The 26,256-nt window shown below is 69.7% G+C and carries 27 protein-coding genes; 17 read left to right on the top strand and 10 right to left on the bottom strand.

Annotated features, from left to right (window positions below):
• The first annotated feature begins 121 nt into the window (after positions 1 to 121).
• The 9 genes from QTH87_RS18380 (at position 122) to QTH87_RS18340 (ending at position 7,641) form a co-directional block, all read left to right on the top strand.
• Entirely contained in the window at positions 122 to 1,495 is a 1,374-nt protein-coding gene (locus tag QTH87_RS18380; protein ID WP_286611273.1) for an ATP-binding protein, read from the top strand.
• Positions 1,496 to 1,520: 25 nt separating this feature from the next.
• On the top strand, positions 1,521 to 2,906 hold the full coding sequence (locus QTH87_RS18375; RefSeq protein ID WP_286611272.1) for an ATP-binding protein: 1,386 nt from the start codon (positions 1,521 to 1,523) through the stop codon (positions 2,904 to 2,906).
• The gene (locus tag QTH87_RS18370) at positions 2,899 to 3,279 is read left to right on the top strand and encodes a response regulator (protein WP_286611271.1); all 381 of its coding nucleotides are present in this window, start codon (positions 2,899 to 2,901) and stop codon (positions 3,277 to 3,279) included. Before QTH87_RS18375 ends, QTH87_RS18370 begins: the two co-directional genes overlap by 8 nt.
• A gap of 13 nt (positions 3,280 to 3,292) precedes the next feature.
• Complete coding sequence (locus tag QTH87_RS18365) at positions 3,293 to 3,715, top strand: ATP-binding protein (protein ID WP_286611270.1); 423 nt, start codon at positions 3,293 to 3,295, stop codon at positions 3,713 to 3,715.
• 23 nt (positions 3,716 to 3,738) lie between these two features.
• The gene (locus tag QTH87_RS18360) at positions 3,739 to 4,083 is read left to right on the top strand and encodes an STAS domain-containing protein (protein ID WP_286611267.1); all 345 of its coding nucleotides are present in this window, start codon (positions 3,739 to 3,741) and stop codon (positions 4,081 to 4,083) included.
• 55 nt (positions 4,084 to 4,138) lie between these two features.
• Positions 4,139 to 5,032, top strand: coding sequence for a patatin-like phospholipase family protein (locus QTH87_RS18355; protein ID WP_286611265.1), 894 nt, complete (start codon positions 4,139 to 4,141; stop codon positions 5,030 to 5,032).
• Positions 5,033 to 5,073: 41 nt separating this feature from the next.
• Entirely contained in the window at positions 5,074 to 5,937 is an 864-nt protein-coding gene (locus QTH87_RS18350) for a patatin-like phospholipase family protein (RefSeq protein WP_286611264.1), read from the top strand.
• Positions 5,934 to 7,127 carry a PP2C family protein-serine/threonine phosphatase gene (locus QTH87_RS18345; RefSeq protein ID WP_286611262.1) on the top strand — a complete coding sequence of 398 codons (1,194 nt, stop codon included), beginning with the start codon at positions 5,934 to 5,936 and terminating at the stop codon, positions 7,125 to 7,127. The genes QTH87_RS18350 and QTH87_RS18345 overlap by 4 nt, the downstream gene beginning before the upstream one ends.
• Before the next feature lie 100 nt (positions 7,128 to 7,227).
• On the top strand, positions 7,228 to 7,641 hold the full coding sequence (locus QTH87_RS18340; RefSeq protein ID WP_286611260.1) for a hypothetical protein: 414 nt from the start codon (positions 7,228 to 7,230) through the stop codon (positions 7,639 to 7,641).
• Here QTH87_RS18340 and QTH87_RS18335 read toward each other — a convergent pair.
• Genes QTH87_RS18335 through QTH87_RS18325 form a run of 3 tightly spaced genes read right to left on the bottom strand, consistent with a single transcriptional unit; the run spans position 7,638 to position 13,254 of the window.
• Positions 7,638 to 11,144: a patatin-like protein gene (locus tag QTH87_RS18335; protein ID WP_286611257.1), complete on the bottom strand. Its 3,507-nt coding sequence runs from the start codon at positions 11,142 to 11,144 to the stop codon at positions 7,638 to 7,640. The genes QTH87_RS18340 and QTH87_RS18335 overlap by 4 nt on opposite strands.
• Before the next feature lie 13 nt (positions 11,145 to 11,157).
• Positions 11,158 to 12,354, bottom strand: coding sequence for a M20 family metallopeptidase (locus QTH87_RS18330; RefSeq protein ID WP_286611255.1), 1,197 nt, complete (start codon positions 12,352 to 12,354; stop codon positions 11,158 to 11,160).
• A gap of 6 nt (positions 12,355 to 12,360) precedes the next feature.
• Positions 12,361 to 13,254, bottom strand: coding sequence for a LysR family transcriptional regulator (locus QTH87_RS18325; protein ID WP_286611253.1), 894 nt, complete (start codon positions 13,252 to 13,254; stop codon positions 12,361 to 12,363).
• 96 nt (positions 13,255 to 13,350) lie between these two features.
• Here QTH87_RS18325 and QTH87_RS18320 point away from each other — a divergent pair, with 96 nt between their 5' ends.
• The gene (locus QTH87_RS18320; protein WP_286611250.1) at positions 13,351 to 14,103 is read left to right on the top strand and encodes a sulfite exporter TauE/SafE family protein; all 753 of its coding nucleotides are present in this window, start codon (positions 13,351 to 13,353) and stop codon (positions 14,101 to 14,103) included.
• 77 nt (positions 14,104 to 14,180) lie between these two features.
• Positions 14,181 to 14,894: a Crp/Fnr family transcriptional regulator gene (locus QTH87_RS18315; RefSeq protein ID WP_286611248.1), complete on the top strand. Its 714-nt coding sequence runs from the start codon at positions 14,181 to 14,183 to the stop codon at positions 14,892 to 14,894.
• Positions 14,895 to 14,948: 54 nt separating this feature from the next.
• On the opposite strand, the gene QTH87_RS18310 is transcribed toward QTH87_RS18315, so the two are convergent.
• A complete protein-coding gene (locus tag QTH87_RS18310) occupies positions 14,949 to 16,529 on the bottom strand; it encodes an arylsulfatase (protein WP_286611246.1) in 1,581 nt (526 codons plus the stop codon).
• A 200-nt stretch (positions 16,530 to 16,729) separates the two neighbouring features.
• Between QTH87_RS18310 and otnK the strand changes: the two genes are divergently transcribed.
• The 3 genes from otnK (at position 16,730) to QTH87_RS18295 (ending at position 19,422) form a co-directional block, all read left to right on the top strand.
• On the top strand, positions 16,730 to 18,025 hold the full coding sequence (gene otnK / locus QTH87_RS18305; RefSeq protein WP_286611244.1) for a 3-oxo-tetronate kinase: 1,296 nt from the start codon (positions 16,730 to 16,732) through the stop codon (positions 18,023 to 18,025).
• Positions 18,022 to 18,687 carry a class II aldolase/adducin family protein gene (locus QTH87_RS18300; protein ID WP_286611242.1) on the top strand — a complete coding sequence of 222 codons (666 nt, stop codon included), beginning with the start codon at positions 18,022 to 18,024 and terminating at the stop codon, positions 18,685 to 18,687. Before otnK ends, QTH87_RS18300 begins: the two co-directional genes overlap by 4 nt.
• Positions 18,688 to 18,858: 171 nt before the next feature.
• Entirely contained in the window at positions 18,859 to 19,422 is a 564-nt protein-coding gene (locus tag QTH87_RS18295) for a hypothetical protein (protein ID WP_286611241.1), read from the top strand.
• Positions 19,423 to 19,474: 52 nt separating this feature from the next.
• Here QTH87_RS18295 and QTH87_RS18290 read toward each other — a convergent pair whose 3' ends face one another.
• The gene (locus QTH87_RS18290) at positions 19,475 to 20,188 is read right to left on the bottom strand and encodes a phosphatase PAP2 family protein (RefSeq protein ID WP_286611240.1); all 714 of its coding nucleotides are present in this window, start codon (positions 20,186 to 20,188) and stop codon (positions 19,475 to 19,477) included.
• Between the two features lie 97 nt (positions 20,189 to 20,285).
• Here QTH87_RS18290 and QTH87_RS18285 point away from each other — a divergent pair, with 97 nt between their 5' ends.
• Complete coding sequence (locus tag QTH87_RS18285; RefSeq protein WP_286611239.1) at positions 20,286 to 20,999, top strand: carboxypeptidase regulatory-like domain-containing protein; 714 nt, start codon at positions 20,286 to 20,288, stop codon at positions 20,997 to 20,999.
• Between the two features lie 15 nt (positions 21,000 to 21,014).
• Here the strand turns inward: QTH87_RS18285 and QTH87_RS18280 are convergent, their stop codons facing one another.
• From QTH87_RS18280 to QTH87_RS18270, 3 genes are read right to left on the bottom strand one after another with little or no spacing between them, the layout of a single operon-like run.
• Positions 21,015 to 21,455, bottom strand: a complete 441-nt coding sequence (locus QTH87_RS18280) for a desulfoferrodoxin family protein (protein WP_286611237.1) — start codon at positions 21,453 to 21,455, stop codon at positions 21,015 to 21,017.
• A 25-nt stretch (positions 21,456 to 21,480) separates the two neighbouring features.
• Positions 21,481 to 21,855, bottom strand: a complete 375-nt coding sequence (locus QTH87_RS18275; RefSeq protein WP_286611235.1) for a response regulator — start codon at positions 21,853 to 21,855, stop codon at positions 21,481 to 21,483.
• Positions 21,852 to 23,423 carry a sensor histidine kinase gene (locus QTH87_RS18270; protein ID WP_286611234.1) on the bottom strand — a complete coding sequence of 524 codons (1,572 nt, stop codon included), beginning with the start codon at positions 23,421 to 23,423 and terminating at the stop codon, positions 21,852 to 21,854. Before QTH87_RS18270 ends, QTH87_RS18275 begins: the two co-directional genes overlap by 4 nt.
• A gap of 120 nt (positions 23,424 to 23,543) precedes the next feature.
• On the opposite strand from QTH87_RS18270, the gene QTH87_RS18265 reads away from it, so the two are divergent.
• Positions 23,544 to 24,665, top strand: coding sequence for an adenylate/guanylate cyclase domain-containing protein (locus QTH87_RS18265; protein ID WP_286611232.1), 1,122 nt, complete (start codon positions 23,544 to 23,546; stop codon positions 24,663 to 24,665).
• A 64-nt stretch (positions 24,666 to 24,729) separates the two neighbouring features.
• Entirely contained in the window at positions 24,730 to 25,374 is a 645-nt protein-coding gene (locus QTH87_RS18260) for a Crp/Fnr family transcriptional regulator (protein WP_286611231.1), read from the top strand.
• Positions 25,375 to 25,382: 8 nt separating this feature from the next.
• On the opposite strand, the gene QTH87_RS18255 is transcribed toward QTH87_RS18260, so the two are convergent.
• Together QTH87_RS18255 and QTH87_RS18250 are read right to left on the bottom strand one after the other, a co-directional pair.
• Complete coding sequence (locus QTH87_RS18255; RefSeq protein WP_286611229.1) at positions 25,383 to 25,889, bottom strand: hypothetical protein; 507 nt, start codon at positions 25,887 to 25,889, stop codon at positions 25,383 to 25,385.
• Between the two features lie 39 nt (positions 25,890 to 25,928).
• A partial coding sequence (locus QTH87_RS18250) for an alpha/beta fold hydrolase (protein ID WP_286611227.1) occupies positions 25,929 to 26,256 on the bottom strand: 328 nt, incomplete at its 5' end.

Raw genomic sequence — 26,256 nt, 5'->3', positions numbered from 1 at the left:
GAAATTGGCGGGAGCGGTGAGTTTGCTGACCGTGCCGCAGCTTAATCTGCAAACCAAAGAAAACACAATTATTACTTTCTGTATGGTTTTCGCAGCTTACGCTGTCGAAGGGGGTTCTGCCGTGCGCAAAACCCACCCGATCGTCGAACTGGACTACCGCGTCCGGTTGCCCGTGTGCCTGCTCGTCCTGGCGCTGTGGGGCACGCTGCTCGGCCGTCACGAGGAGCCGGCGTGGGTCTGGGCACTCGCGATCTTCCATGGCGTGCTGTGGCCGCACCTGGCCTATCTGCACGCGAGTCGGGCCGCGAATTCCAAGCAGGCCGAACTGCGCAACCTGCTGGGCGATTCCTTCCTCTGCATGCTGATGGTGGCGCTGTGCCGCTTCAGCCTGTGGCCTGCGGCCGCGGTGTTCATCACGCTGAATGCCGCCAACCTCAGTGTCGGCGGCGGCCTGTTCGCGCTGCGCGGCCTGTTCGCGTTCGCCGCCGGAGCGCTGCTGGGCGGCGCGATCACCGGCTTCAAGGTGAACCTGGAATCGAGCCTGAGCATCTCGCTGCTGAGCATTGCCGGCGTGACGCTGTTCACCGCCATCTTCGGCGTCCATTCGTATGCCCAGACCCGGCGCGTGCTGCGGCACCGGCAGAAGCTCGAGGCGCAGAACCTGCTCATCGCCGAGCAGAACCGCCACATCGAGATCGCGCGTGCCCAGGCCGAGGAACAGCGCGCGGCGGCCGAGCAGGCGCGCGAGGCGGCCGAGTCGGCCAATCGCGCCAAGAGTGCCTTCCTGGCCAACATGAGCCACGAGCTGCGCACGCCGCTCAACGCCATCATCGGCTACAGCGAGCTGCTGGTGGAGGAGGTGGCCGAGCTCGGCCAGTCGCAGCTCGAGCCCGACCTGCACAAGATCCGCTCGGCCGGCCAGCAGCTGCTGGAGCTGATCAACAACGTGCTGGACCTTTCCAAGATCGAGGCCGGCAAGCTCGAGCTCACGATCGAGGACGTCGACCTGCAGGGCCTGATCGGCGATGTGCTGGACATTGCGCGCCCGCTGATCGTGCGCAATGCCAATCTGCTCGAGGTCAGCGTCGAGCCGGGGCTGGGCGCGGTTCGCGCCGACGCCATGAAGCTGCGCCAGGTGCTGCTGAACCTGCTGTCGAACGCCGGCAAGTTCACCAAGGACGGCCTGCTGTCGCTCGAGGTGCGTTCGGCCGCGAGGGACGACGGGCTGCGCTGGCTCGAGATCGCGGTCAGCGATTCTGGCATCGGCATGACGCCGGCCCAGATCGAGCGGCTGTTCCTGCCGTTCTCGCAGGCCGACAGCACCACCACGCGGCGCTTCGGAGGAACCGGCCTTGGCCTCGCGATCAGCCGCCGGCTGTGCGAGCTGATGGGCGGCGACATCCGCGTCTCGAGCGAGGAGGGCAAGGGCTCGCGCTTCACCGTGATGCTGCCGGTGCTGGGCATCGGCCTGGCGGCCGAAACCGTCGCGGCATGACGGGCGAAGCATGAACGCCGAGACGATGACGCCAGTCGATACCGACGACCTCGACACCGTGCCGCAAGGCACCGCCTCGGCTGCCGCACCGCGGCGCATCCACCCGATAGTGGCACTCGACTACGGCGTGCGTCGCTGGGCCAACCTGCTGGTGCTGGTGGTGCTGGTGTCGTGCTTTCTGGAGCGGCCCGCCACGCCGTGGTGGGTGTGGACCTTCCTGGTGCTGCACGGTCTGGCCTGGGCGCCGCTGGCGCGCTGGATCGCGCAGCGTGCGGTCGACAGCCGCGAGGCCGAGCATCGCAACCTGCTGATCGACGCCGCCTGCTTCGGCGCCCTGAGCGGGCTGGTGTCGTTCGCGCTCTGGCCCAGCGCGATGATGCTGGGCTGCGGCATGCTGTCGATCCTGAGCCTGGGCGGCGCGCCGCTGGCCCGGCGCGGCCTCGCGGCCTGGGGCGCGGGCGCGCTGCTGGGCGCTGCCGTCAACGGCTTCGGGGTGCAGTTCGAGACCTCGCTGCGCACCTCGCTGTTCGCGGTGGCGTGCTTCGTGCCGTATCTGCTGATGTTCGGCATCCATTCGCATGCGCAGGCGCAGCGCGCGCTGGCGGCCCGGCGCGAGGTGATCCAGCGCAACGAGCAGATCACGCTCAAGAACCGGCAGCTCGAGCTGGCGCGCATGCTGGCCGATTCGGCCAACCGCACCAAGAGCGCCTTTCTCGCCAACATGAGCCACGAGCTGCGCACGCCGCTCAACGCCATCATCGGCTACAGCGAACTGCTCGAATCCGAGTTCATGGACATCGGCGAGGCCGACCACGTGGGCGACGTGCAGAAGATCCGCAGCGCCGGCGTGACCCTGCTCGCGATGGTCGAGGGCGTGCTCAACCTCTCGAAGATGGAGGCCGGCGAGGCCCAGGTCTTCAACTCGGCCTTCCTGCCCGATGACCTGGTGGCGTCCGTGGCCGAGGAGATGCGCGAGGAGATCGAGCGCAACGGCAACAGCTTCACCGTCACCTCCGACGTGCCGCACATGCGGCTCCTGGGCGATCACGAGAAGATCCGCGAGATCCTCGCGCATCTCTTGTCCAATGCCGGGAAGTTCACCCGCGACGGGCAGGTCGCCCTGAACGTGCGCCACGAGGCCGACACCCAGATGCTCGTGATCCAGGTCGACGACAGCGGCATCGGCATCGCGGCGGCGCAGCGCGATGCACTGTTCCGGCCCTTTGCGCAGGCCGACAGCTCGACCACGCGGCGCTTCGGCGGCAGCGGCCTGGGCCTGGCGATCACGCGCCACTACTGCGAGCTCATGGGCGGCAGCATCGAGGTGAACAGCCAGGTCGGCGCCGGGGCGCATTTCACGGTGCGCGTGCCGGCGCCGGTGGCGGCACGCAGGGACCTGGCCCATGCCTAGGATCCTGATCGTCGAGGACAACGAGATGAACCTGGACATGCTGTCGCGGCGACTGTCGCGCCAAGGCTTCGAGATCTCGGCCGCGGTCGACGGCGCGCAGGCGGTGGCCTCGGCGCGCAGCCAGCCGCCGGACCTGATCCTGATGGACATGAGCCTGCCCGTGATGGACGGCTGGGAAGCCACGCGCGCGCTCAAGGCCGATGCCACCACGCGGGCGATTCCCGTGATCGCGCTCACCGCGCATGCGATGGCCGGCGACCGCGAGCGCGCGCTCGCGGCCGGCTGCAACGACTTCGACACCAAGCCGGTCGACCTGGCGCGGCTGACGGACAAGATCGCGCGGGCCCTGGGCCTGTACGGCAGCCCTCGATGAACAAAGGCGAAGCATGAACAAGCAGCTCAGCATCACCCGCACCGCCACGTTCGAGAACCTGCCCGACCTGCTCGCGGCGGCCGACCTGGCCTGCGAGAGCGCGGGCGCCAGCCCCGAGGTGCGCGACGCGGTGCGGCTCGCGGTCGAGGAGGTCAGCGTCAACGTGATCACGCACGGCTATGCGAACGAGCCGCCGGGTCCGATCACGCTCGCGCTCGACTGGGAGCACTGCCCGATGACGATCGAGATCGCCGATCGCGCGCCGGCCTTCAATCCGGATTCGGTGCCGCCTCCGGCGCTCGACGGCACGCTCGAGACGCGCCCGATCGGCGGCCTCGGCTGGCACCTGGTGCGCCAGATGGTCGACGAGGTGCGCTACCGGCCCGACCCCGAGCGCGGCAACCACCTGACGCTGGTCAAGCAGATCCACCCCTAATTCTTCCCATTCAAGGAGTTGCCATGCAGATCGACATCACACCCGGAGACGTCACGGTCGCCGCCATCAGCGGCAGCGTCGACAGCCTCACGGCCGAGCAGCTCATGGTGGCTCTGGGCCAGGCCGTGAGCGGCAACCGCGTGCGGCTGGTGGCGGACTTCTCGCAGGTGGTCTACACCAGCAGCGCCGGACTGCGCGCGCTGCTCGCGACGCTCAAGGACGCTCGGCGACAGGGTGGCGACTTCCGGCTCGCGGGCGTGCAGCCGGCCGTGCTGCGGGTGCTCGAGCTGTCGGGCTTCACGAGCATCCTCAAGCTCTACGGCGACGTCGACTCGGCGGTCGCGAGCTTCTCCACCGAACTGCAATGAGCCGCACGGCCGCTCCGAAGGCGAACGCCGAGGCGCTGCTGCGCGGAGGTGTCCGATGAGCGCCGACCCGGCGGAGGCCGTGCCGCCGCGCAAGCGCATCGCGCTCGTCATCGGATCGGGCAGCGTGAAGTGCGCCGCCGCGATCGGCATGCAGAGCGTGCTCAAGCGCGAGGGCTTCGAGCTCGACATGGTGGTCGGCTGCAGCGCCGGCGCGATGTACGCGGCCGTGATGGCGTCCGGCCATGACACCGATACCGCCGCCCGGATGACGAAGGAACTGTGGACCAAGGAGGTGGCCGCACGCCGCAACACCCGCGCGCTGCTGCAGACCCTCGCGCCGCGCTGGATGCGCTTCGACAAGGGCACCTACGGCCTGCGCGACGACCGCCTGATCATGAAGCGGCTGCAGACGGCCTTCGGCGACAGTCTCATCGAGGAGCTGCCGACGCCGCTGCACATCACCGCCACCGACCTGTCGAACGGCGAGCTGGTGGTGCTCTCCTCGGGCCGCGTGGTGGACGCGCTCCGCGCGAGCATCGCGCTGCCCTTCGCGTTCTCGCCGTGGAAGGTCGGCGACAAGCTGCTGATCGACGGCTTCCTGTCGGACCCGCTGCCGATCGGCGTCGCGATCCGCCAGGGCGCCAACGTGATCGTCGCGGCCGGCTTCGAGAGCCCTTACCAGAGCAGCATCCATTCGGCCGGCCGCTTCGCCTTCCAGCTCAGCGCCATCATGTCGAACAACCTGCTGAAGTCGAACTACGCCTTCCACAGCCTGGCGCACCACAGCGAGATCATCCCGATGATCCCGCGCTTCGAGCAGCGCGTGCGCCTGTTCGACACCGAGAAGATCCCCTACATCATCGAGGCCGGAGAGCGTGCCGCCGAGGAGCAGCTGCCCTACCTGCGCGAGCTGATGCGCCAGAGCCCCGAAGCCGTGGCCCACGCATGAGGCAAGGGCATCCTGGTTTGCCGGAGCGCAGGAAACCGAAGGTGGCCGTGGTGATCGGGTCGGGCGGCCTGAAGTGCGCTGCTGCGCTCGGCGTGCTCAAGGTGCTGCGGCGCGAGGGCATCGGCATCGACATGGCGATCGGCTGCAGCGGCGGCAGCTTCTTCGCCACCGCGATCGCACTCGGCGCCGACGACCCCGACGAAATGGCCGAGCGCTTCGCGCGTGGCTGGAGCGGCACCTTCGGGCGCATCGGCTGGCGCACCATGGCACAGGTGCTGTTCCCGCGGATGTTCGGCGCCGGCCACCGCTTCAGCCTGCTCGACGACAGCAAGGTCAACCTCGCGATCGAGGCCTTCACGCAGCAGCTCACCTTTGCCGACACCCGCATACCGCTTCATCTCGCGGCCACCGACTACGTGAGCGGCGAGAAGGTGGTGCTGTCGAGCGGCAAGCTGGCCGACGCCATCCGCGCCAGCATCGCGATCCCTCTGGTGCTGTCGCCCTGGCCGGTGGATTCGCGCCTGCTCTTCGACGGCGGCGCCTCGAACCCGATCCCGGTCGACATCGCGACGCGCGAAGGCTGCGACATCGTGATCGCGATCGGCTTCGAGGACACGGTCGACGGCGAGGTGCGCTCGGCGATGCAGCTCGCGCAGCGCGCGATCTCGATCACGGTCAACCACTTCATCCGCTCGCAGTACGCGCTCTACAGCCTCACGCACCACGCCGAGGTGATCCCGATCCTGCCGGTGTTCGAACGCCGCGTCGGGCTGCGCGATCTCGATGCGCTGCCCTATGTGATGGCGCTCGGCGAGCGCGCGGCCGAGGCCGAGGTGCCGTACCTGCGCCGCCTGCTGGCCGCCGGCGTGACCGCGATGGACGCCGTGGCCGGAGAGCGCCCATGAACGCGACCTCGGTGGTGCCGGCGCGCGCGCTGGTGGTCGACGACAACGAGATGAACCGCGACGTGCTGACGCGCCGCCTGCAGCGCAGCGGCCACGCGGTGGAGGCGGTCGACAGCGGCGAGCGCGCGCTGGCGCGCCTCAGGACCCAGGCCTTCGACCTGATCCTGCTCGACGTCATGATGCCCGGCATCGATGGCTACGAGGTGCTGGCGCGGCTCAAGGAGGACGTGGCGCTGCGCCACATCCCGGTGATCATGATCTCGGCCCTCGGAGAGACCGACAGCGTCGTCAAGTGCCTGGCACTGGGCGCCGACGACTACCTCACCAAGCCCTTCAATCCGCTGATCCTCCAGGCCCGGGTCGATGCCTGCCTGCTCAAGAAGCGCATGCACGACGGCGAGATGCGCCACATCCAGAGCATGGAGCGCGAGTTCGAGATCGGCCGCTCGATCCAGGCCGGCTTCCTGCCCGACGCGCTGCCCGCGCTTGCAGGCTGGGAGATCGCAGCGCGCTTCCGGCCGGCGCGCCAGGTGGCGGGCGACTTCTACGATCTCTTCGAGACCGAGGGCGGCGGGCTCGTCATCGTGGTCGCCGACGTCTGCGACAAGGGCGTGGGCGCGGCGCTCTACATGGCGCTGTTCCGCACCCTGATCCGCGCCACCGCGAGCCAGCCCTTTCCCGAGGGCACGGACGCCGGCGCCATCCTGCTGGCCACCGCCACGCTCACCAACGACTACATCGCGCGCGTGCACGGGCGCGCCAACATGTTCGCCACCGCCTTCCTCGGCATCCTCGACGTCGAGACGGGCATGCTGCAGTACGTCAATGCGGGCCACGATCCGCCGCTGGTGACGGACGAGCAGGGCAGTGTGAGGCGGCGGCTCGGGCTCACCGGGCCGGCGCTGGGGCTCCTGGCCGACCAGCGCTTCAGCGTCGGCAACACGCAGCTGGCCGTCGGCGACCTGCTGCTGGGCTACACCGACGGCGTGGTCGAGGCCGCGGGCGCCGAGGGCGCCTTCGGCGAGGCGCGGCTGCTCGAGGCGCTGGCGCGCACGGGCGGGCCCCCCGATGCGCTGCTGCAGCACATCGAGAACTCGCTCGACGCCTTCGGCGATGGTGCGGAGGCGACCGACGACATCACGATGGTGGCGCTGCGGCGCACCGAGCGCGCCGCAATCCCCGTCGCCTGAAGGATTCGACCTACGGCAACCGACCGGTACGGCTGGCGGGAAGTCGGCCGTGCGCTTCCTAGAATGAGGACTTCATCGCTACCGCAAGAATGGAGCCTCATTGCGCATCGCAGCTCTCGCATTGGCCGCCGCCCTCGGCGCCGCGGCCCCATCGGCCTTCAGTCAGGTCAACATCAACATCAACGTGCCTGGCGTGGTGCAGGTCGCGCCACCGCCGCCACGCTACGAGGCCGTGCCATCGCCGCGTTCCGGCCAGGTGTGGGTGCCGGGTCGCTGGGCGTGGAACGAGCGCGACTACGAATGGCACGGCGGGAGCTGGCAGCGCGCACGCGCCGACTACGACTACGCGCCGGGGCGCTGGGTGCAGTCGAAGGGCGGCTGGCGCTGGGTGGACGACCAGTGGAAGCCGCGCAAGGGCAAGCACAAGTACGACAAGCACGACAAGCATGGCGATCACGACGATCACGATGGCTATCACTGCCCGCCCGGACAGGCCAAGAAGGGGCGCTGCTAGGGCCTCTTGACGGGCCTCGGCCCGGCGCCACGCCGGCGCAGCGTTCGCGACAGTGCACTCACCACCACCAGCGCGACGATCAGCAGCGCCGGTCCGAGCGCCAGCTTGAGCTTGGCCAGCGCGGCCGGCGCCTCCGCCGCCAGCGGCGGGTCCCATGCCTGAGGCACCCAGGCGGCGGGCGCCAGGTCCTGCCACAACTGCCGCAGCGCATCGAAGGATGCGCCCGCGCTCCACCATGCAGCGACCAGCACCAGGCTGCCCATCGCAATCGGTGCGCTCCAGGGTTGCAGGAGCAGGACGACGCCGAGCGCGGCGGCCACGATCTGCCAGAAGAGCAGGGCCTTGATGAGATAGAGGCCCAGGAAGATCAGCGCCACCAGCAACCAGCCCCCGCGGATGTTGCGCAGCAGCGTGACCGCCACCACGCCCGCGAGCATCGCCCAGCCGAGGCCGAGCGCGGCCGAGGGCAGCTTGTCGGTCAGGAGTCCGGCCGCCACCAGCGCCAGGCCGATGCCGAGCACCGCGCCCTCCATCGCGGCGCCCGAGGCACTGGCGCCCGACAGCCGGTTGGCCAGCCAGTACAGGATGCGCACCGGCCACTCGGTGATCCGGAACAGCACATGGATCGCGTTGAGGCCGCTGGTCTTCGCGCCCATCGCGGCGTGCGTGGTCGCGAGCGCCTGGCTGGTGGTGCGCGTGAACAGGTCGGAGCCCGGCTGCAGCGCGAGCGTCTCGGCACCCAGCAGGTCGCTGCGCACCAGCGCGACCGCGTTCTCGGGGCTGGGCACCGCGGGCCGGCCATCGGGCGCGACGCGCGCCAGCAGCGGCACGCCGGCCAGTTCCGAAGGCGGCGCGCCACTCTGGCGCTCGGCGATCAGGCTCAGCGCGATCTCGGGCAACTCCTGGCGCAGGGCCTCGAGCTGCAGGCGGCGCGTCAGCGCGGTGGCGCAGGCCTCGAGCACTGGCGGCGGCAGCGTCGCGGGCTGGTCGAGCCATTGCAGCTCGACGCGGATGCGGGCCTCGTCGCGCTGCCAGTGGTCGGCGAGGATCTCGCGCAGTGCGGGCTCGGCGCTGTCGACCGCGAGTGCCCTCAGGTATTGCAGCACGTAGTCGGAGGAGCGCGGGAACAGCGGCCCGCCGGCGCCGGCGCGCACCTGGCGCAGGCCGAAGCGGCGTTGCAGCGCGTCCGGGTTGAGCGCGATGCGGATCGCGCGGTCGATGCCGTCGAGGCGGCCGAAGGTCCAGTCGTTGGCGCGCCAGGATCGCTTGTAGAAGGCCCCGAAATGCGCGAGCTGCATGCCGTTGAGCTTGCGCGATGGCTCGTCACGGCCGCCCCAGGCCGAGTGCAGCCGGGCACTGATCTGTACCAGTTCGGCCTGCGCATCGGGCGTGCGCTGACGGGTCGCGGCGCTGAGCTCGAACACCTCGAGCGCCAGCATGCGCCAGGCAATGCGGTCGATCTCGAGCGGCGCATCACCGGGTGCGATCTCGAAGAAGTAGCGGTGAAGCGCGGCCAGGTCGGCCACTGCTTCCTCGATGTCGGTCCGCAGCCTGAAGGCCTGGCGCTCGTGGCGCTCCAGAATCTGCTCGATCGGCTCGCGCAGCGCAGCCATCAGGCCGCACAGCTCGCGCGCGACGCGCAGGTTCCTGCCCTCATCGACCGCATCGGTCTGGGCGTTGCTGGTCCGAAGCAGTGCCTCGATCATGCGGATCGCGTCGACCTGGGGCGGTTGCTCGCCGCCGCTCGCGGTCCAGGCTGCGACCAGGGCCCGGAAGTGCTCGCGCCCGGTGTCCTCGACCTCGCGCGTGGCACGCATGCGGCGCGTGCGCAGCGTCTGCACGGTCTTGTAGAGCGCGGTCCACACCGGTTCGAGCTGCCGGTCGCCGATGCGCGATGCGGCGCCGCGCAGCGCCTGCCCGACGGCGCTCGGCCCGGCGTCGCGGCGCTCCCAGCCCGGGTTCGGCGCGGTGCCCGCGGTCACCGGTTGCGCGATCGGCGGCCCGTCCACTTCATCGCCCGGCTGTTGCGACCAGCGCTCGACCAGCCCGTGCAGGCGCTGGGTGCGGCGCAGCACCTCGATGGTCAGCTCGGCCATGAACTCCAGCGGGTACATGCCCCAATCCCAGCGCGCGGCGTCCCCGCTCACCAGCGCCTCGAAGGGCCGGTAGGCGTCGGGAATGCGGCCGGCCCAGACGTGCGGCAGGTCGGCGCTGCGCCAGGTGCAGCGCAGCCACTGGCGCGTGGCACGGCGCATTGCCACCTCGGTGTCGTCGGAGCCGGCTCCGCCGGGCGCGCCGGCCCTGGATGCGGCCAGCCCGGTCTCGGTCTCGGCGATCAGGTAGTCGATGACGCCGTCGATGCGCCGCGTGCGGTAGGCCGGCAGCATCGTGGCCGCGTTGTCCATCAGCCGCCGGGCGCCCACATGGCGCACCGCGCCGACCAGGCGGGCCCAGCGGTTCGAGGCTTCGTCGTTGTGGTCGCGCAGCCGCGCCATGTGGCCCGCGATCGACTGCGAGGCCGGGATGCTGACCAGGCTGCGCCAGGTGACCTGCGCGAGCGTGGGCTTGGGCAGCTTGCCGGTCGCCTTGTCGGGCACGCGGCGCTCGGCCTGCGCAGCCGGATCGGGCACCACGTAGGCCAGCACGCGGCGCGTGTTGCCTTGCGCCGGCAGCCGCGCGATGCCTTCGAGGGCCGCATCGAAGGGTCGGTTGTCGAGGATGCCGCCGTCCAGCAGCAAGGTCTGGGTCTCGATCTTCTGGTCCGGCGACAGGCGCGCGCGCAGCGGCCGGTCGTCACCGAACACCTCGTCGGCGGGATCGAAGTGCGCGGGCTCGAAGGCCACCGGGAACGAGGCCGTGGCGCGGGCTGCAAAGGCCAGCTGGTCGACGATGCGCGGGCGGGCGAACTCGTCCGCGGTGCCCTCCATCCGCTCGAAGCGCCAGAGCGCGCGGTGCACCGTATCCTCGATCACGGCGCCGAAGTCGTCGAGCTGGGTCTGCGACACCCCATCGAACAGCGTCGAGGTCAGGCTCAGCAGCATCGGCACCTGGGCCGGTGCGGCCGGCGTGCTCTTGCACAGCTCCGCGAAGGCGCGCCGGATCTCGGGCAGGAACCAGTCGTCGCCGCGCAGCAGCGAGCTGGGGTCGGGCTCCTCGGGATCGCGCAGCAGGCGGTCGAGCCCGGCGGTCTCGAGCCAGACGTCGCGCAGTCCGTAGAGACTCTGGTCGTGGATCTGGGCCAGCGCCAGCGCGGCACCGTTGATGCCGCCTGCGCTGGTGCCGCTGATGACGTCGATGCGCGCGGCCGTGCCGGTTAGCTCGAGCAGGCCCTTGTAGACGGGATGCGTCTCGCGCACGAGCCGGTTGAGCTCGAAGGAAACGCCGCCCATCCAGACGGCCAGGCTGACGCCGCCGTTGAGCACGAGTGCCAGACGCAGTTCCTCGGTGCGCGGCGTCGATGCGTCGGGATGGGCGCTGGGGTTTGCAGCGGGAGCAGCAGCCATGGCGGGATCCTCCTCATGGTCGCTGCAGGCGCTGCAGCGCGTCGCGGTAGATGCGGTAGACCGGCTCGATGCTGGCGAGCGCGATGCGCTCGTCGGCCGCATGGAGGTTCTCGCCGTGCAGGCCGAAGCCGCACAGGGCCGGCACGCCGAGGCCGTGCAGGTAGTTGCCGATGTTCGAGGGGCCGACCACCGCGCTCGGCAGCGTGCGACCGAGCTCGGCGCGGCCGGCCTCGCGCAGCGCGGCGAGCATCGGATCGTCGTCGGGCACGCGGTAGGGCGGCCACCCCGGCGCCCATTCGATCGCGCTGGCGGGCGCGTCGGGCCGCCGCGCGTCCAGCGCGGCCACTGCCTGCTGCACGAGCGCCCGCGCCTGCACGTCGGTGAAGCTCGGCGTCAGCCGCAGGTCGACCCGCAGTTCGCAGAGATCGGGCACCTGGGTGTATCCGCCGTCGCCGGCCTGGATGCCGGTGAGCGTGAGCTGCGGCGCCAGGCCGAACGAAGGGTCGACCGGCGGCAGCGCGGCGGCGTCCAGCGCCTGCGCCAGCGCGGTGGCGCGGGAGATTGCGTTGAGCCCCCGCTGCCGCGAGGCGCCCGAATGGGCGGCGATGCCGCGCACCGCGATGCGCGCGCGCAGGAAACCGCGCCCGCCCGTGACGATGCGGTCCATCCCCGGGTAGCCGATGATCACGCCGTCGGGCCGAGGCGGCGGGCCGCCCTCGTGTGGATGGTCGAAGAAGGCGCGCGCGCCGCCGAAGCCTCCGGAGTGCTCGTCGAGATCGAACAGCACGCCGAGCCGGCCCGCGAAGCGATCCGGCTGGCGTCCGAACTCGCGCAGCAGGTGGGCGAAGAGGGTGGCCCCGCCCTTGGAATCGGCGCTGCCGCGGCCGTACAGCCAGCCTTCGGCGATGCGCGGCTCGGTCGGAGCCGAATGCCAGGTGGCGGCATCTCCGAAGCCCGCGGTGTCGAGAGTGGCGTCGAGCACGGTCCAGCGGCCGCCGGGTCGTGCGCCTTGCACCTCGGCATACAGGCCGAGCGCTTCACCGCCGGGGCCGCGCAGGCGCCGCGCCGGGAGGCCATGGGCCGCGAGCCAGTCCGCCATGCATTGCTCCACCGGCCCGAGCGGATCGATGCCGGCGCGGCTCGGTGTGCGCACCAGCGCCTCGAGCAGCGCGACGATCGAATCGACGGGGACGTCCGCGGTATCAGGCATGCGGGGCTATTGTGCCGCCGGCGCCAGCAGTTGGCCCAGCATGCGCCGTGCATGCAGCGGCAGCGCCTCGACGTCGCGCACGCAGGCCAGCAGGTGGCGGCGGGCCCACGGCTCGTCGATCGCGATGGCGCGCAGCCGTTCGCGCGCGGCGCTGCGCTCGGCTGCGGCCCTGGGGACGATGCCGACACCGATGCCCTGCTCGACCATGCGGCAGACCGCCTCGAAGCTGCGCACCCGCACGCGGTAGGCAAGCCGCTTGCCGAGGCGCCGCGCATGGAGCGCGACATGGGCCTGCAGCGGACTGTCCTCGGGCAGGCCGACGAAGCGCAGGTCTACCAGTTCGGCGAGCGCCACGCGGCGGCGGCGTGCCAGCGCGTGGCCGCGCGGCACCACCAGCACCAGGTCGTCGCGGCGAAAGGGGAAGCTCTGCAGGCCCTCGACGTCGACCACGTCCGAAACGATGCCGATGTCGCCGAGGCCGCTGCGCAACGCGTCGACGATCTCGGCGCTGGGCTGTTCGTCGAGATCGACGGAGACCTGCGGGTTGCGCACCAGAAACTCCGCGAGCGCCTCCGGCAGGTGCTCGGTCATGGCCGAGGTGTTGCACAGCAGGCGCACGTGGCCGTGCAGGCCGCTGCCGTACTCTCCGAGCTCGCCGCGCAGGCGCTCCATCTGCTGCAGCACGAGGCGCGCGTGGTGCACCAGCGTGCGCCCGGCCTCGGTGGGTTGCACGCCGGTGCGCGAGCGCAGCAGCAGCGGCGTGCCGAGGCCCGATTCCATGCCAAGCACGCGCTGGCTGGCCGATGCCAGCGTCATGTGCGTGAGGGCCGCGCCGGCCGTGATGCTGCCGGCCTCGACGATGTTCTGGAACAGTCGCAGGTCGGTGAGGTCGAAACGCATGGCCGCAAGTTAGCACGGGACGCTCAGCCTGTGCCTGAGGGTGGCTGTGCGGATTCCGCATTTTCATCGCTGACCTTGCTCGCGACACTGGCGGGCATGACGCAATTCGATCCCTGGGTGTGGCTGCTGGTGGCCGCCGTCTTCGTGTTGGCCGGCGTGGTGAAGGGCGTGATCGGCCTCGGGCTGCCGACGCTGTCGATGGCGCTGCTCGCGGTCTGGATGCCGCCGGCCGCGGCCGCAGCGCTGCTGATCGTGCCTTCGCTGGTCACCAACGTCTGGCAGCTGCGGCCGTTCGCGGGGCTCTCGGGGCTGCTGCGGCGCCTGGGCGGCATGCAGCTGGGCATCGTGGCCGGCACGCTGGCCGGTGCCTGGTGCTTCGGCGGGCCGGCCGGATCGGGCGCGGCGCTGGGGCTCGGGCTGGCGCTGGTCGCCTATGCGGCGTGGGGGCTGCGCGGCTGGCAGCTCTCGCTCCCTGCGCGCCACGAGGCCTGGCTGGGGCCGCTGGCGGGTGCGCTCACGGGCGTGGTCACCGCGCTCACGGGCGTCTTCGTGCTGCCGGCCGTGGTCTACCTGCAGGCGCTGCGGCTGCCTCGCGATGCGCTCATCCAGGCCATGGGCCTGTCGTTCACGAGTTCGACGCTGGCGCTGGCGGTTGCGCTCGCGGGGCAGGACCACCATGCCGCCGCCTGGGCCGGCGCCTCGCTGGCGATGCTGCTGCCGGCGCTGGCCGGCATGTCGATCGGACAGTGGCTGCGCGAGCGCCTGCCGCTCGCGGTGTTCCGGCGCTGCTTCTTTGCCGGCCTGGGCCTGCTGGGCGCCTACATGGCGGTGCGCGCGGGCCTGCCCTGAGATTGCCGGGTCCGGGCCAAAACCGGGCGCCTGCAAGCACAATCGTGCCCGGGCCGATCGGGCCCGAAGGAGCGCGTATGTTCATGACCGTCCTGTGGGAGACCGCAGTTGCCAGCTTCATGGCCTCCATCGCCACGCCGGCAGGCATCGTGGCGGTGCTCTCGGCGACGGTGGCAGGGGCGCTGGTGGTGGTCAGCTCCTTCGTCAAGACCATGATCCCGCTGCGTTGCCTGGCGGTCGGGGGCAACCTGGGCTTCCTGCTCTACGGCGCGTTGCATCCCTCCCTGATCATGATGCTGCTGCACGGCGCGCTGCTGCCGATCAACATCTGGCGCACCTCGGAGATGGTCCGGCTGACGCGCCGGGTCACCGCGGCAGCGGCCCAGAACGACCTCTCGGGTGTCTGGCTGCGGCCCTACATGCGCAGCCGCAAGCACCGCGCCTCCTACGTGCTGTTCCGCAAGGGCGATGCGGCGACCCACCTGTACTTCCTGGCCTCGGGGCGGATCGAGTTCGTCGAGATCGGCGAGGTCATGGAGGCCGGCCGCCTGTTCGGCGAGATCGCCTTCTTCGCGCCCGACAAGCGCCGCACGCTGACCGCGCGCTGCCTGACCGACTGCACCGTGCTGCGCATCGACGAGACCACCTTCAAGGAGCTCTATTTCCAGAACCCCGCCTTCGGCTTCCAGGTCGTGACGCTGGTCACCTCGCGCCTGATCGCGGACCGGCAGCGGCTGGAGGCGCAGCAGACCACCACCGGCGAGCCGCGCGTGATCGCGCACGGGGCCTGATCGCGTGGCTGCTAGTTGACCCGCGTGCGGGCGATAGCCCGCACGCACGGCGACTCAGGTCGACCCTCCCACCGAAGCCTCGGCCATCTTCGACAGCGCATCGTCGATCGTGAAGGTGTTGGGCTTCTGCACCGGCGGGAATTCCTTGAAGGTGGCCGCGAACTTGTCGGCGATCGCATAGGCCCCGTACAGGATGTACGCGTGGTACAGGAACCACTCGTAGTACGAGTTCGAGGTGAAGTCCGCGCGCTCGAAGGGGTCTGTGCGAAGGTTGAAGAGCTTCGGCAGGCGCAGCCGCACGAAGGGCTCGGCCCATACGCCCATGGTGCCCACCATCCGCTGCTCCATGAACACCACCTTCCAGTTGTCGTAGCGGATGCCCAGGATGTCGCCGTCGTCGCTGATGTAGACGAAGAGCTTGCGCGGGCTCTCCTTCTCCTTGCCGGTGATGTGGCCCAGCAGGCTGATGCCGTCGATGTGGTTCTTGTAGGTGCGCCCGATGGCCTGCACGCCCTTCTTGCATTTCTCGACGACGTCGGGCTCGCCCGCCATTTCCAGGAAGGTCGGCAGCCAGTCGTGGTGCTGAACGATGCCGTTGGACACGCTGCCGGCGGGGATGCGGCCCGGCCAGCGCACTATCTTCGGAATCCGGAAGGCGCCTTCCCAGTTGGTGTTCTTCTCGCTGCGGAACGGGGTCATCGCGCCGTCGGGCCAGCTGTTCATGTGCGGGCCGTTGTCGGTCGAGTACATCACGAAGGTGTCTTCGGTGATGCCGAGCTCGTCGAGGTAGTCGAGCATCTCGCCCACGTTCTTGTCGTGGTCGATCATCGTGTCGTGGTAGGGCGACTGCCAGCGTCCGGCCTGGCCCAGGCTCTCCTTCTTGGTGTGCGTGAACATGTGCATGTGCGTGAAGTTGAGCCACACGAAGAAGGGCTTGCCGGCCTCGTGCTGCTTGCCGATGAACTTCTTGGCCTCGGCCGCGAAGTCGTCGTCGCAGGTTTCCATGCGCTTGACCGTGAGCGGCCCGGTGTCCTCGATCTTCTGCTTGCCGACGCGGCCCCAGCGCGGCTCCTCGGTCGGGTCGTCGACGTCGGTGGCATACGAATGCACCACGCCGCGCGGGCCGTTCTTCTTCTTGAAGTCGGGAAAGTCCTTGTCCGGGTAGTAGTCGTACATCTCCGGCTCTTCCTCGGCGTTCAGATGGTAGAGGTTGCCGTAGAACTCGTCGAAGCCGTGGTTGGTCGGCAGGTGCTCGTTGCGGTCGCCCAGGTGGTTCTTGCCGAACTGGCCGGTGGCGTAGCCCTGGTTCTTGAGCAGTGCCGCGATCGTGACCAGCTTGGTGTTCATGCCGATCGGCGCGGCCGGGATGCCGACCTTCGACAGGCCCGTGCGATACACGCTCTGGCCCGTGATGAAGGACGACCGGCCGGCCGTGCACGACTGCTCGCCGTAGGAGTCGGTGAACTTCATGCCTTCCTTGGCGATGCGGTCGATGTTGGGCGTCTGGTAGCCCATGAGGCCGTGCGAATAGCAGCTCAGGTTGGCGATCCCGATGTCGTCGCCCCAGATGACGAGGATGTTGGGTTGCTTGCCGGCGGCCTTGGCCTGCGTCGCCTGCTTGGATTTCGATGCCATCGAATGCTCCTGTGTGGTTCGCGGTCCGGGTCGGAAGTCGACCCGAGCCGGAAAGCATGCCTCTCGCGCCCCCGGGTGTCACCTGCACCTTGGTGCAGGCCGGCCTGCACCAAGGTGCAAGGGCGTCGGAGCTGTCGTTCTCGCGCCTGTCGCCCGGCGTCACTGCGCCCGCAGGGTGCGGCCGACGTTAGACTCCCGCCGTGACCGCAGCTCCCGAATCCGCATCCGTCCTCCTGCTCGGCTGCATCGCCGACGACTTCACGGGCGCGACCGACCTCGCCAACAACCTGGTGCGCGCGGGCATGCGCGTCGTGCAGACCATCGGCGTGCCCGACGGGCCGCTCGACGCCGCGGTCGATGCGGTGGTCGTGGCGCTGAAGTCGCGTACCAACCCTGCGGGCGAGGCCGTGGCGCAGTCGCTGGAAGCACTGGCCTGGCTGCAGGCCCAGGGCGCTCGCCAGATCTACTTCAAGTACTGCTCGACCTTCGACAGCACGCCGCAGGGCAATATCGGCCCGGTGACGGATGCGCTGCTGGATGCGCTCGGCAGCGACTTCACCATCGCGACACCGGCCTTCCCCGACAACAAGCGCACCGTTTTCAAGGGCTACCTGTTCGTCGGCGACCAGCTGCTCGACGAGAGCGGCATGCAGAACCATCCGCTCACGCCGATGACCGATCCGAACCTGGTGCGCGTGCTGCAGGCCCAGACCCGGCGCCGCGTCGGGCTGATCGACCACGCGGTCGTGGCGGCTGGCGCCGAGGCGATCCGTGGCCGCATCGCGCAGTTGCGTGGCGAAGGCGTCGGCATCGCGATCGTCGATGCGGTATCGAACGCCGACCTGCTTCGGCTGGGTCCGGCCCTGGCCGACCTGCCGCTGGTGACGGCGGGATCGGGCGTTGCGATCGGGCTGCCGGCGAACTTCGGCATCGCGCCGTCTTCCACGGCGAGTGCGCTGCCCGAGCCGGGCGGCCATCGTGCCGTGGTGTCGGGCAGCTGTTCGCAGGCCACGAACCGGCAGGTCGCCGAGTTCATCGCGGGCGGCGGCCCTGCGTTCGCGGTCGATCCGATGCAACTGGCGGGAGGCGTCGACGCGCTGGTCGCGCAGGCCCTCGAGTGGGCCGCGCCGCTGCTCGGCGCGCGGCCGCTGCTGGTCTATTCGACCGCCGATCCCGCGGCCGTGAAGGCGGTGCAGGAGCGGCTGGGCGTGGAGGCGGCGGGCGCCATGGTCGAGGAGGCGATCGCAGCGATCGCGCGCGGGCTGGTCGAGCGCGGCGTGCGGCAGCTCGTGGTGGCGGGTGGCGAGACCTCGGGCGCCTGCGTGCAGGCATTGGGCATCGCGCAACTGCAGATCGGGGCTCAGATCGATCCCGGCGTTCCGTGGTGCCATGCCGCGAGTGCGACGGCCGGCGGACAGGGTCTTCACATCGCGCTCAAGTCCGGCAATTTCGGCACCGACGATTTCTTCACCAAGGCCTTCGCGGCGCTGGCATGAACGAGCATCGCGCGCGCGACGAGATCTGCCGGGTCGGCCGGAGCCTGTTCGAGCGCGGCTACGTGCATGCCACCGCGGGCAACATCAGCGTGCGGCTCGACGACGGCTTCCTCATCACGCCGACCGACGCATGCCTGGGCCAGCTCGACCCCGCGAAGCTCGCGCGACTCGACGGCAGCCTGCGCCAGACCCACGGCGACCGCGCCAGCAAGACGATGGCGCTGCATGCCCGCATCTATGCCGCGGCGGTGCCCTTCGATCCCGCGACCCGCTGCGTGATCCACACCCACAGCACGCACTGCGTCGCACTGAGCCTCAAGGCGCCGGGACGCGAGCTGCTGCCCGCGCTGACGCCCTACTTCGTGATGAAGGTGGGCCATGTGCCCGTCATCCCCTACCACCGTCCCGGCGCGCCCGAGGCGGTGGCGCTGGTGGCCCGGGCGATCGAGCAGCACGGCGCGGCCGGGACGCCGATCCGGGCCGTGATGCTGCAGCGGCTCGGTCCCAACGTCTGGCACGACTCGCCGGGCGAGGCAATGGCCGTGCTCGAGGAGCTCGAGGAAACGGCGCGCCTGGGCCTCCTCACGCGGGCCGACCCGCCGCATCCCCTCGGCGAGGCCGAGATCAACGAACTGCGGCGGAACTTCGGCGCCCGCTGGTAACTGCAGGGTGAATTGCTGCCACCTTGCGTGAACTTTGTCGAGTTCCGGTCCGCTAACTGAGAGCGCACCGATGGCCGCGAGCGCCGGCTGCTCTTAAAGTGGCTGACGAAAGGCGGCAGCGATGCGGACTTTCCGGGGATGGGCCCCGGAGGTGCGGTCCGCACAGCGCACATGACGTTCAAGAAACTGCGGATCACCGGGCCCGGCGCTGTCCCCTACCAGCTCGGAATGCCCATGCATGTCCATGACGCCAATGTCCTGCTCGGCACGCTGGACCCGGTGCCGGTGAGCAATTCCGGCACGCAGATCCACGTCCAGCACTTCGTGCCCACGCGCGTGGTGCGCGAGGAGCGGCGCCACGTCGGCCGGCTCGTCTTCCTCGAGATCTGCGACTTCATCTCCGAGAACTTCCACCAGGTGCAGGCGATCAGCTTCGCGTTCACGCGCGAGATCAACATTCTCGGCGGCGGTGTCGAACAGGCGGCCTCCCGCCTCGACACGATGGAGCGCATCGGCGCGATCGACGTCCAGATCCATCCCAAGCCCGACGCGCTGCCCGGACATTTCATTGTCTCAGGCGTGTGGGCCTACAGCGAGGCCAGCCTGGCCGCATTGCGCATCGTGCTCGAGGAGCAGCGTGCGCTCTACCGGCAGGCGCCGATCGCGGTCGGCGTGGCCGACAAGCCCGGCGTACGCGCGGCGCTGCGGCGGCTCGTGTCGCGGCGCGGCAAATAGCGGCAAGTAGCGGCTGGTAGGGCGTCGGGCGGCCGGTCTGCGTGCGCCGGTCTCAGTCCTTGCGCATGATCCGGAAGGCCAGCATCGACCAGGCCAGCGCCCAGGCGGTGCCGAGCGCCCAGCCGCCCAGCACGTCGCTGGCCCAGTGCACGCCCAACGCGATGCGGCTCAGCCCGACCAGCAGTGCCGCGAAGGCCGCGATGCCCAGGATGTAGAGCCGTTCGCCAAGGCGGCTGCGCGTGTTGGCGGTCAGCGCGCCGAGGGTCAGGAAGACCGCGGCCGACATGCTCGCGTGGCCGCTCGGAAAGCTCAGGCCCGAGGCCGCGTAGTCGGCCAGCGCGGCATCGGGACGCAGGCGGCCGAAGGCCGGCTTCAGCACGCTGACGACGATCGCCGCGCCGCCGCTCGAGGCCAGCACCAGCAGGGCCGCCGTGCGCGAGGCGGTCATCCGCAGGTAGCCCGCGGTGGCCAGCGTGACGAGGGTCAGCACCGTGGTGCTGCCGAGGCCGCTGAGGTCGCGCATCACGTGGGCGAACACGGGATGGGCATCGCGGAAGTCCTTGGCTGCTCGCAGCAGTCCCATGTCGATCGCGTGGGTGTCGCCCTCGAGCATTTCGCTGGCCACCAGCACGAAGGCCAGCAGCAGCAGGAGCACCGCGAGGCCGCCCGCGAGCGGCTGCCACAGCGTGCGAAGGGCCTTGAGGCGGGCCGGGGCCATGGTCCGGAGACGGGAGCGCAGCGAGGAAGGCGAGGGGGAGGAGGACATGGGCGAGTGATTGTCGCGCGCCGCATCCCCACTTCGGCGTATTGACGCCCGCGCGGCCGCAGGACTACCCTTTGCGGGCCTCCACGAAGGACGTCCATTGACTGCCACCCCGAACCGGAAGCCGTGCCCGCGGCTGCTGCCGTGGCTCTCGCTGCTGCTGTGCGGCAGCCTGCCGCTGCACGGCCTGGCCGGCGAACTGCGCGGCAAGGTGGTGGTGTCGGGCAGCGTTCCCGCACAGGGCAAGGTGCCGGTCACGATCGACCAGTACCTGTGCGGCCACGAGAAGCCGGTCGACGACCTCGTGGTCTCGGCCAACCGGGAACTGCGCAACGCGGTGGTCTGGATCGAGACGCCCCCGCCGGGCGCGCCCCTGGCGCCGCGCACCGAGAAGGTCGAGCTCGACCAGAAGGGCTGCACCTTCCTGCCGCGCATCGTGATCGTGCCGGCCGGCGGAACGGTCGAGTTCCTCAACAGCGACCGCCTGCTCCACAACATCCACGCCACGCCCAAGCGCAACGTCTCGTTCAATCGCACGCAGCCGATGGGGCGGACGATCCCGGTCACCTTCGCCGAGCCCGAGATCGTGCGCATCAATTGCGACCTGCATGCATGGATGACCGCCTGGGTGGTCGTCGCAGCGCATCCCTGGTACGCCGTGACGGGCGCCGACGGACGCTTCGCCTTCGACAAGCTGCCGCCGGGTTCGTACAAGCTGCAGATCTGGCACGAGCGGCTGGGCACCGTGCCGGCGAGCGCCACCGTGAGCGACCAGCAGGCCGCACAGCTCACGGTCGAGATGAAGGCGAGGTAGCGAGGCGCGTCGCGCTCAGGGCTGCACCGTGATCTTCTTTGTGGCCTCCCAGGCCGAGGAGTGGGTCGGCTCCGCCACCGCGCGCAGCGCGCCGCCCTCGTCGAGCGCCACCGTGAAGGTCACGGTGGGTTGCGAATACACGGGATGCAGGTAGGCGCGCGCGATCTCGACCGTGTCCTTGTAGAGGGCGATGTAGCGCACGAAGTGCTCCTGCAGCGAAGGATGCAGGGAGCCCGTGCCCACGCTCACCGTGACGTTGAACCAGGCGCCGCGCCTGACGCTGTCGGGCGCCGTGATCTTCGGCGTGTGCTTGGGATCGATGCCCGTGTGGACCTGGCGGAACTCGGGCGTGAACTGCTGGGCCTGGTCTTCCTCGGCCCAGGCAGGCAGCGCGGTGCAGCACATCAGCGCGATCGCGCCGAAGCGGGCGAAGCCCTGGTGGAAGGTGTTCGACATCGCGGACCTCCTCGTGCGTGGAACCTCAGAGACCGGGCAGGAACTGCTTCACCATCGCGAGCAGCTCGCTCGGGCTGTAGGGCTTGGCCAGGTAGCTCGCGGCGCCGGCCTGCAGCGCCTTCTCGCGATCGCCGCTCAGCGCATACGAGGTGATCACGATGATCGGGATGTGCCGGGTCGCCTCGTCGGTCGTGAGGCGCCGCGTGGCATCGAGCCCCGACATCTTCGGCAGCTGCACGTCCATCAGGATCAGGTCCGGCAGCTCCTGCTGCGCCAGCGCCACGCCGGTCTCGCCGTCGCCGGCCTCGATCAGGCGGCAGGCCGAGCGGCTCAGCAGCTGGCGCACGATCTTGCGGTTGTATTCGTTGTCCTCCACGTAGAGGATCTTGCGTTCGCTCATGAGAGACCTTCCCCCGCGCGCAGCGGCACTGAAAACATGAAGCGCGAACCGCGGCCCGGTTCGCTCTCGACCCAGATGCGCCCGCCCAGGCGCTCGACGAACTTCTTCGAGATGCTGAGCCCGAGGCCGGTGCCGCCGAACTCGCGCGTGATGGTGGTGTCGACCTGGCGGAACTCGGTGAAGATGTTGTCGAGCTCCTCGGCCGCGATGCCGATGCCGGTGTCGGCGACGCAATACACCAGCTGGTCGCCTGCCAGTTCGACCGCAATGTCGACGCTGCCCTGGCGCGTGAACTTGAGTGCGTTGCCCGCGAGGTTGGTCAGGCACTGGGTGAGCCGGCCGCTGTCGCCGCGCGCGACCGGCAGGTCTTCCGGCACGTGGGCGGTGAAGGCGAGCCCCTTCTCGGCCGCGATCGAGCGCAGCGAGCTGCGCACCGTCTGCACGACGTCGCTGACCGAATAGTCCTCGAGCGCGAGCTCCATGCGGCCGGCCTCGATCTTCGAGAGGTCGAGCACGTCGTTGATCAGGCGCAGCAGGTTGCGGCCGTTCACCTGGATGTCGGTGAGCGGTTCCTCGAGCGCCTGCGGCACCTCGCCGTAGATGCCGTCGATCATCATCTCGCTGAAGCCCAGGATCGCGTTCATCGGCGTGCGCAGCTCGTGGCTCATGTTGGCCAGGAACTCGCTCTTGGCCTGGCTGGCGCGCGACAGCTGCTCGTTGAGATCGCCGAGCGCGGCGGCGGCCTGGCGCTGGCCTTCGGCGAGGCGTTGCAGTTGCATGCTCATGTGGTTCATCCGGTCGGCGAGCGTTCCGAATTCATCACGGTTGGGGACCGAGATTCTGCGCCCGAAGTTGCCCGCCGCGACATCGCCGAGGAACACGTGGGCCTCGCGCACCGGCAGGATGAACGACCACGAGATCACGAAGCCGCACAGCCAGGCCAGCAGCATCGCGCTGACAGCGAACACGCCCGTGAGGATCAGCGACCGGCGGTTGGCCGCGTTCACGCTCTCGCGCAGCCGCGTCATGCGGTCTTGCTCCGCGGCCACCAGCTGGCCCATGCGCAGCGCGATCTGCTCGTCGAGCCGTTCCTCGCGCCGCAGAAGCTCGGCCGTGGTGTCGCTGAGCTTGTTGTCGCGAATCGCGTTCGCGATGTCGGCCACCACGCCCATGGCGTCGTCCTGCTGGGCCCGGATCTGGTCGATCAGCCCCTTCTGGCCTGCGGCGGTGGCGGTGTCGAGCTTGGCCAGCGTCTCGTTGAAGCGGTTGTTCTCGCGCAGGATCCGCTCGATCGCCGCCTCGTCGCGCGACAGCAGCGCCAGCGCCGTGTAGTGCATCTGGCGCGCGAGCGCGTACTGGCTCTGCTGCGACCAGGCCACGCGCTCGTGCGCCTCGTCGAGCAGCCTGCTCTGCTCGGTGGTGCTTGCGAGCAGCAGCAGGCTCGCGAGCGCCATCGCGATGAAGAGCGCCGTGATGATCAGGAACGCGACCAGCAGCTTGGTGTGGACCGAGGCCCGCACATGCGCGACCCGGAGCACCAGCCAGGCGAAAGGTGACCGATTGAGCACGCGCGTAACAAGCTGTTCGAGTTTGATGGCCTGGACTCCATCGAGGGGCCGAGGAAGCCGCCTGCAGCCTTGTGGAGTCGACACGAAGCCGCTAAAGTTTTTGGCTTGGGAGACCCGACGGTGAGAAACCCCCCGCGCATCCTCATCGTCGACGACAACGCGACCAACGTCAAGATTCTGGAAGCGCGCCTGCGCAGCGAAGGCTACGAGGCGGTCTCCGCCGCCGACGGCGAGGAAGGCCTCGCGGCGGCGCGCGAACTCACGCCCGACCTGATCCTGCTCGACCTCATGATGCCGCGTCTCGACGGCTTCGAGGTCTGCCGGCGCCTGCGCGCCGATCCGTCCTTTCCGTTCACGCCGATCATCATCGTCACCGCCATGGCCGATCTCAAGGACGTGGTGGCCGGGCTCGAGGCCGGGGGCGACGAATACCTCACCAAGCCGGTCGATCACGCGGCGCTGGCTGCGCGCGTGCGCTCGATGCTGCGCATCAAGGGGCTGCACGACCGGGTCGAGGAACTGGTCGCGCAGACGCAGGACTGGAACGCCACGCTCGAACGGCGCGTCGCCATCCAGGTCGCGGAGCTCGAACGCATCGGCCGCCTGCGGCGCTTCTTCTCGCCGCAGCTCGCCGATGCGATCCTGAGCGGCGGCGCCGAAGACCCGCTGCAGAGCCACCGGCGCGAGATCACCGTGGTCTTCCTGGACCTGCGCGGCTTCACGGCCTTCGCCGAAGTGGCCGAGCCCGAGGAAGTGATGGGCGTGCTGCGCCAATACCATGCGGCCACGGGCGAGCTGATCCTTGCACACGAAGGCACGCTCGAGCACTTCACGGGCGACGGCATGATGATCTTCTTCAACGATCCGGTGCTGCAGCCCGATGCGGCCGAGCGCGCGGTGCGGATGTCGCTCGCGATCCGCGAGCGCATCGGCTCGCTGGCCGAATCTTGGCTGCGTCGCGGCTATGCGCTGGGCCTGGGCATCGGCATCGCGCAGGGCTTCGCGACGATCGGCGCGATCGGCTTCGAGGGCCGCTGGGACTACGGCGCGATCGGCACCGTGACCAACCTCGCGGCGCGCCTGTGCGGCGAGGCGGCGAGCAACCAGATCCTGATCTCGCGCAAGGTCCACGCACAGCTCGAACCGCTGCTCGAGGTCGAGCCGCCGCTGGCGCTCGTGCTCAAGGGCTTCCAGCGGCCGGTCGATTGCTTCGACGTGCGCGGCATCGTGCCGGCCGCCTGATCTGGCGCTAAAGTCGGTCCCCGTCGATCCGCCGCGGGCGGGTGCCCGAAACACGAGGACTTACATGGGCTTCACGGAGGACAGCGACGGCAACCGGCTGCCGCAGGCGCTGCTGGACGCCATCTCTCCGCACGGCCTGGTGCGATCCTTCCCCACCCACGCGGTGCTCATCGACGAGGGCGAGCTCGGCGATTCGCTCTACATCCTGCTGAGCGGCCGCGTGAAGGTCTACGCGAGCTCGGACGACGGCCGCGAGCTGGTGCTGAGCGAATACGGGCCTGGCGGCTACTTCGGCGAACTGTCGCTCGACGGCGAGCGGCGCTCGGCGTCGATCAAGGCGGTCGAGCCCTGCGAATGCCGCATCGTGCAGGGCTCGGAGCTGCGCCAGTTCCTCGCCGCCCATCCGGACTTCGCGCTGCACCTCACGCACAAGCTGATCCGCATGGTGCGCCGGCTCACCGAGCAGGTGCGCAGCATCGCGCTGCAGGACGTCTACGGGCGCATGGTGCGCGTGCTGACAGAGCTGTCGGAGCCGGTGGGCGACGAGCGTCTGGTGCGCGCCAGGCTCACGCAGCAGGACATTGCCGATCGCATCGGCGCCTCGCGCGAGATGGTCAACCGTGTCATGCGCGAGCTGCAGGCCGGCGGCTATGTGGGCCAGCGTGACGGACGGATGGTGATCCTGCGCAAGCTGCCCGTGGCCTGGTGAGGGCCGGGTCAGTAGCTCGGCACCGCGCCATGGGCGCCGCCCGCGCGGATGCGCCGCACCTGGAAGATGCAGCCGACGATCAGCAGCGCGAAACAGACGCCCACGGCCTTCTGCAGCGCGGGATCCTCGGGGCTGCTGAAAAGCGGTGCCCCGGCCGGAAAGCGCGTGAAGGTTTCGGTCAGGCCGGGGATCATGTGGAAGAACAGCGTGGTCGAATAGGCGATGGTCTCGACGTAGCGCGAGGCCCGGCCGAAGAGCTGCGTGCGCCCGGCCACCGCGGCGACGGCGAGCACCACCAGCGTCAGGATGCCGAGCACGTGCGGCGCACCGAAGCCGCCCCGCTGGAAGATGCCGAAGCCGGTGAGGCAAGTGAGGACCGTGGCCCAGACGTAGGTCTGGCCCAGCGTTGTCCGTCCGGCGATCTCGCGGTAGCGCAGGATCGATGCCAGTCCGGCAGCCAGCGCGACGAGACTGATGGCGGTGTGGATGACGCCGAGCGTTGTCAATCCGAACATCGGTTGCTCCTTTCGGTGGATGGATCGCGTCGCGCCGGATCAGCGCTTGATGAACGCCAGCAGGTCGGCGTTGATGATCTCGGGGTGCGTCGCGCACATGCCGTGCGGCAGCCCTGGGTAGACCTTGAGCTCGGCGCCCTTCACGAGCTTGGCCGACATCCGGCCCGAGGCGTCGATCGGCACGATCTGGTCGTCGTCGCCGTGCATCACGAGGGTGGGAACATCGATCTTCTTCAGGTCCTCGGTGAAGTCGGTTTCCGAGAAGGCCTTGATGCAGTCGTGGTGCGCCTTGATGCCGCCCATCATTCCCTGCAGCCACCAGTGCTGGCGGATGCCTTCCGAGATCTTGGCGCCCTCGCGGTTGTAG

The sequence above is a fragment of the Variovorax jilinensis genome (assembly GCF_030316885.1).
In the GTDB taxonomy this organism is placed as follows: Bacteria; Pseudomonadota; Gammaproteobacteria; order Burkholderiales; family Burkholderiaceae_C; genus Variovorax; species Variovorax jilinensis.
Note: the sequence above shows the minus strand (reverse complement) of the source record. Positions and strands in the feature narration are given on the sequence as shown.

Bases quoted from the DNA above. Each gene is read 5' to 3' on its own strand.
- QTH87_RS18260 (WP_286611231.1), top strand. From the start codon at position 24,730: ATGGGCTTCACGGAGGACAGCGACGGCAACCGGCTGCCGCAGGCGCTG.
- QTH87_RS18330 (WP_286611255.1), bottom strand. From the start codon at position 12,354: ATGCCTGATACCGCGGACGTCCCCGTCGATTCGATCGTCGCGCTGCTC.
- QTH87_RS18275 (WP_286611235.1), bottom strand. From the start codon at position 21,855: ATGAGCGAACGCAAGATCCTCTACGTGGAGGACAACGAATACAACCGC.
- QTH87_RS18255 (WP_286611229.1), bottom strand. From the start codon at position 25,889: ATGTTCGGATTGACAACGCTCGGCGTCATCCACACCGCCATCAGTCTC.
- QTH87_RS18365 (WP_286611270.1), top strand. From the start codon at position 3,293: ATGAACAAGCAGCTCAGCATCACCCGCACCGCCACGTTCGAGAACCTG.
- QTH87_RS18335 (WP_286611257.1), bottom strand. From the start codon at position 11,144: ATGGCTGCTGCTCCCGCTGCAAACCCCAGCGCCCATCCCGACGCATCG.
- QTH87_RS18360 (WP_286611267.1), top strand. From the start codon at position 3,739: ATGCAGATCGACATCACACCCGGAGACGTCACGGTCGCCGCCATCAGC.
- QTH87_RS18345 (WP_286611262.1), top strand. From the start codon at position 5,934: ATGAACGCGACCTCGGTGGTGCCGGCGCGCGCGCTGGTGGTCGACGAC.
- QTH87_RS18370 (WP_286611271.1), top strand. From the start codon at position 2,899: ATGCCTAGGATCCTGATCGTCGAGGACAACGAGATGAACCTGGACATG.
- QTH87_RS18290 (WP_286611240.1), bottom strand. From the start codon at position 20,188: ATGTCCTCCTCCCCCTCGCCTTCCTCGCTGCGCTCCCGTCTCCGGACC.
- QTH87_RS18320 (WP_286611250.1), top strand. From the start codon at position 13,351: ATGACGCAATTCGATCCCTGGGTGTGGCTGCTGGTGGCCGCCGTCTTC.
- QTH87_RS18300 (WP_286611242.1), top strand. From the start codon at position 18,022: ATGAACGAGCATCGCGCGCGCGACGAGATCTGCCGGGTCGGCCGGAGC.
- QTH87_RS18280 (WP_286611237.1), bottom strand. From the start codon at position 21,455: ATGTCGAACACCTTCCACCAGGGCTTCGCCCGCTTCGGCGCGATCGCG.
- QTH87_RS18315 (WP_286611248.1), top strand. From the start codon at position 14,181: ATGTTCATGACCGTCCTGTGGGAGACCGCAGTTGCCAGCTTCATGGCC.
- QTH87_RS18355 (WP_286611265.1), top strand. From the start codon at position 4,139: ATGAGCGCCGACCCGGCGGAGGCCGTGCCGCCGCGCAAGCGCATCGCG.
- QTH87_RS18325 (WP_286611253.1), bottom strand. From the start codon at position 13,254: ATGCGTTTCGACCTCACCGACCTGCGACTGTTCCAGAACATCGTCGAG.
- QTH87_RS18310 (WP_286611246.1), bottom strand. From the start codon at position 16,529: ATGGCATCGAAATCCAAGCAGGCGACGCAGGCCAAGGCCGCCGGCAAG.
- QTH87_RS18375 (WP_286611272.1), top strand. From the start codon at position 1,521: ATGACGCCAGTCGATACCGACGACCTCGACACCGTGCCGCAAGGCACC.
- QTH87_RS18295 (WP_286611241.1), top strand. From the start codon at position 18,859: ATGACGTTCAAGAAACTGCGGATCACCGGGCCCGGCGCTGTCCCCTAC.